The following is a 2060-nucleotide window of genomic DNA, read 5'->3' as shown; positions in this document are numbered from 1 at the left end:
GTCCGACCGCCTGCCCGATCGCGGCGTGCGCCTGACGCGGCTGACCCTGCCGCTGGCCGGCCAGATGCCGCGCGACGGGGCGCAGCCCATGCTGATCGACTGGGGTGACGGGCCGCACCCGTCCGACCGCCTGCCCGATCGCGGCGTGCGCCTGACGCGGCTGACCCTGCCGCTGGACCGGCTTGAGCTGGACGACCGCCGGCTGATGCTGACCGGGGCGGGGACGCCCCTGACCGCGACCCTGGCAACCCCGGACGGAGAGGTGACGCTGTGATCCTGCGCGACGCGACCGCCGCCGATGTGCCCGCCATCGCGGCCATCTGGAACCCCATCGTCCGCGACACCGCCATCACCTTCTGGCCCGATGAGCGCAGCGATGACCAGATCGCGGCCCTGATCGCGGAGCGGCAGGCGGCCAAACAGGCCTTCATCGTGGCGGCCGATGGCGACCGGCTTCTGGGCTTTTCCACCTATTCCCAGTTTCGCGGCGGTGCGGGCTATGCGCGCAGCATGGAACACACGATCCACGCGGCTCCGGATGCGCGGGGACGCGGGGTCGGCCGGGCCATGCTGACCGCCGTTCAGGACCACGCCCGCCAGCGCGGCCACCGCATCCTGATCGGCGGGATCACCGGGTCGAACGACGGCTCGATCGCCTTTCACCGGGCCATGGGCTATGCCGAATGGGGCCGCATCCCGGCGGCGGGATGGAAATTCGGGCAGTTTCACGACCTTGTGCTGATGGGGCGCGATCTTTCGGCCTAGCATGCCGCCACGGCGGCAATGCGCCCCTATCGCTTGGCCGGTTTCAGCGCTAACCTTGGGGCATGGATTGCTGCACCACCCCCGAGACTTGCACGGGCCCCTGCCCTGACCTGCCAAGGCCCCGCAGCTTCTGGCAGCGGATGGCCGACCGCATCACCGTGTTCCTGTGGACGAATCGTCCGGCGACGCCGCCGGAACGGTCGGTCGCCTTCACCATTGCGGTGATCGCGCTTGGGGCGAAGCTGGCCAAGGTCGACGGCACCGTCGAACGCTCCGAGGTCGCGGCCTTTCGCCGGGTGTTCATCATCCCCCGCTCCGAGGAGAAGAACGCCGCCCGCGTCTTCGATCTGGCCCGCAAGGACGTGGCCGGCTTCGATGCCTGGGCGCGCAAGATGGCGTCGATGTTCCAGCCCGGCGATCCGGTCCTTCTGGACGTGATGGAGGGGCTGTTCGTCATCGCCGTTGCCGACGGCGCGCTGCAGCCCGCCGAGATTGCGTTCCTGGACGAGGTCGGTCGCATCTTCGGGCTGGCGCCCGCGCAGATCGCCGCGATCCGGCGGCGGCATGACAAGGGCGCCGGCTGCCCGCCCTGCGAGGTTCTAGGCGTCGCCCCCGACACCCCGCTGCCCGAGGTCAAGCGCCGCTGGCGCCAGCTGCTGCGCGAGAACCACCCCGACCACGCCATCGGCCGCGGCCTGCCCCCCGAAGCCATCCGCCTGGCCGAGGCCCGCACCCGTCGCCTGAACGAGGCCTGGGACAGCTATCGCAACCTCTATCGCGGCAATCTGCAGGCCGGGGCCGCCTGAACCTTGCGCGGCGGGCCGGCACTGCCCATCTCATGGCCCATGACACGCATCCTGACCCCCGCCGCCCTGTGCCTTGCCCTGATGTCCGCCCCCGCCTTTGCGCAAGAGGCGCCGGAGGAACCGGGGTTCCTGGAACGCGGCCTGGGCGCGATCATGGGGCAGTTATGGGGCGAGGAGGAGCCCGGCGCCACGTCGCCCCTGGCCCAGGACCTCGCCGGCGCTCTACGCCAGATGGGCCCCGTTCTGCAGGATCTGGCGGCGCAGGTCGACGACATCCGCAACTATCAGGCGCCGGAACGTCTGCCCAACGGCGACATCCTGATCCGACGCCGTGAGGACGCGCCCGCGCCGCCCCCCTTGGGCCACACGCTGCGCCCCGACGAAGACCCCGCCACGGACGAGCCGCAGATCGCGCTTTAAAGCGTTTCTGTATTAACCTGATACATACCCTGCCGCGTGGAAGTAGTTCCAGCACTCCTGGGGTGAGAA

The 2060-nt window shown here is 70.3% G+C and carries 3 protein-coding genes and 1 pseudogene; all 4 read left to right on the top strand.

Features of this window, described 5'->3' with window-relative positions; translation table 11 throughout:
• Nucleotides 1-274, top strand: a pseudogene (locus FHD68_RS19240) (hypothetical protein); the annotation flags it as partial.
• Nucleotides 271-765, top strand: a complete 495-nt coding sequence (locus tag FHD68_RS18415; protein WP_240542394.1) for a GNAT family N-acetyltransferase — start codon at nucleotides 271-273, stop codon at nucleotides 763-765. The pseudogene FHD68_RS19240 and the gene FHD68_RS18415, both read left to right, overlap by 4 nt.
• Nucleotides 766-905: 140 nt before the next feature.
• Complete coding sequence (locus FHD68_RS18410) at nucleotides 906-1571, top strand: molecular chaperone DjiA (protein WP_045999326.1); 666 nt, start codon at nucleotides 906-908, stop codon at nucleotides 1569-1571.
• 39 nt (nucleotides 1572-1610) lie between these two features.
• A complete protein-coding gene (locus FHD68_RS18405) occupies nucleotides 1611-1991 on the top strand; it encodes an AAA+ family ATPase (RefSeq protein WP_127898360.1) in 381 nt (126 codons plus the stop codon).
• The last annotated feature ends 69 nt before the right edge of the window (nucleotides 1992-2060 follow it).

The sequence above is a fragment of the Paracoccus marcusii genome (genome assembly GCF_006151785.1).
In the GTDB taxonomy this organism is placed as follows: Bacteria; Pseudomonadota; Alphaproteobacteria; order Rhodobacterales; family Rhodobacteraceae; genus Paracoccus; species Paracoccus marcusii.
Note: the sequence above shows the minus strand (reverse complement) of the source record. Positions and strands in the feature narration are given on the sequence as shown.